The sequence below is a fragment of the bacterium endosymbiont of Bathymodiolus sp. 5 South genome, from assembly GCF_900128535.1.
GTDB lineage: Bacteria > Pseudomonadota > Gammaproteobacteria > PS1 > Pseudothioglobaceae > Thiodubiliella.
In genome coordinates, this window is record NZ_FQTR01000236.1 from 1 (window position 1) to 2,039 (window position 2,039).

1 protein-coding gene is annotated in these 2,039 nt (G+C 38.9%); it reads left to right on the plus strand.

Annotated features, from left to right (window positions below):
* Nucleotides 1-2,039 (plus strand): C80 family cysteine peptidase (locus BBROOKSOX_RS10410; RefSeq protein ID WP_139661705.1); only part of this gene is annotated, 2,039 nt, incomplete at both ends.

Here is a 2,039-nt window from a genome sequence, read left to right on the forward strand (position 1 = left end):
AATGGCACCATCAACGCCGAAGTAACTGGCAGAACAACACAAATAGAAGTCAATGCTGATGGCACCAAAACCATGCTAACAGGAGGCACCAAGACCGTTTATAGCTGGGATACTGACAAAGGAGAAATCACCCAAAAAACTGAAACGGTTAAAAACTACAGTGAAGCGCTAAAGAATCCGTTGGATGATTTTGATGATCATTTACCCCTTATGGATGAAATGATGCAATCGTTAGATACATTAATTGAAGACGAAGGAGAAAGAAAAAAGTGTTATGATTTTTTAAACAAATTAAAAGAAGATATTCAGCAAGTCAGGGAAATGAACTATGAATCTAGTGTGGAGTTTTTAAGGGAAATAGCCAGCGATATAGAAGAGAATTTAGGCACGCAAGCAATTAAAGTGAAGTTAGAAAAAGTCCATCGATTTGTGCAGAGTCGCATCGAAAACCCTTTTGTATCTAGCTTGATAGATAAAATGTACAAGAATAAAAGCGGTTCAGATATTGACAAAAAACTGGAAATGTTAGAAGGCATGAAAAGTGAATTAGATGCATATCAAGAGAATCAATCTAAATACGAGCCAGCAGCACAAAACTTTCTAGATGGCTTGCGCTTTTTCATAGATTCATCCCAAAGATCTCAATATGCATTACAGCAATGGGAAAAATTTACAGTGCCAGATACGCACGAGGTTAGTCCTTTCTCTAAGAACACTTATCATGTTTTTGTGCAGCTAGAAGATGACAGTGTTATTGCAGAGGGTGCAACATTCCTGACCGGTAAACATTTTACAAATTCCACGCTGATTCAAATGGATAAGGAGGGCAACTATCTGGTGGTGCATGGATTGAGTTTAAGCGAGATACCAGAAGCCAGTGATATTAAACTTGTTTTTAATGGACATGGTAATGATAAGGGTCTAGAGACAACAATAGCAGGTAGAACCTATCGTGATATTGTTAATGATATTGTTACCTTAAGAGAGGATTTCCCCAAAAATTCAAATATTGAAAAAGTTTCCATGCTGGGATGTAGCCTAGGCTCTGATTTTTCAAAAAATACCTTAATCGGGCTGAAAGAAAATGACATTGAGACTAAGGTCAGTTCTCGGTTATACGATGTAACAATAGAGGAAAAAAGTGGCAGAAGATTTACCGACAACGCTTACCACCTTGAGGAAGGCAAAGTTTTATGGGGTTATAAAGAGGGTAAAGTCAGCCGCTTAGACCCTTATTCAGATGAGCGTTACCATGTCGTTATTTCTATTGCTGAAGATGGTTCGTTGCAATTAGATAGACCTATAGAAAATCTAAAGGGCGACCTAAAAGTTCGGGTGATCGCGGGCAGTTTTGAACAAACTTCAAAGGTTCTGAGCGATTTTAAAGGGCAATTGCCCGTTGACGCTTCAATGAAACAGATCAGTATAAAACTGGGTGAAGGTGAGTCCGATTGGTATGCTCAGCGTGATGCACTTTCTTATGCGGGTCTTATGGATACACTTAGTCGTCAAACCGATGCAGATGTTTTATCTTATAGTATTTCTGGGTCTAATCGAGGTTCGTTTGCTTACCATTATAAAAATAATAGTCTCACCCATGTCGGTGGAACAACAGGAACGGACGGCAGAAGGTATGCTTATAAATTTTTTGATGAAAAGTATTCAAGCGTTCGATCTTCTTACATAAAAGAGGATACAGATGTCGTCTATGATCTTTCAAAAACTCTTGGGCCGAAGACCCCTAAAATCTTGATGGTGACAGATGAATACTCTCTACAAGATCTGTTAGAGCAATTCAAAGGGGCAATGGAGATGAGTAGCACCCCCGTTTCTGAAATACAAATCATTACAAAAAACAACGCAATCAGTATTGATGAATACAAAAGTATGGTGAAATTTTTATCCACAGAATTAGGCGTTAAAGTTAAGGCATTTGAAGCTCTTAGCTCAACCCACCCATGGTTATCACTCAACCACGGAGATTCTCAAGTGACGGTAGATATGGATGCCAGACACCTAGCCGAAACCCAACCCCACAA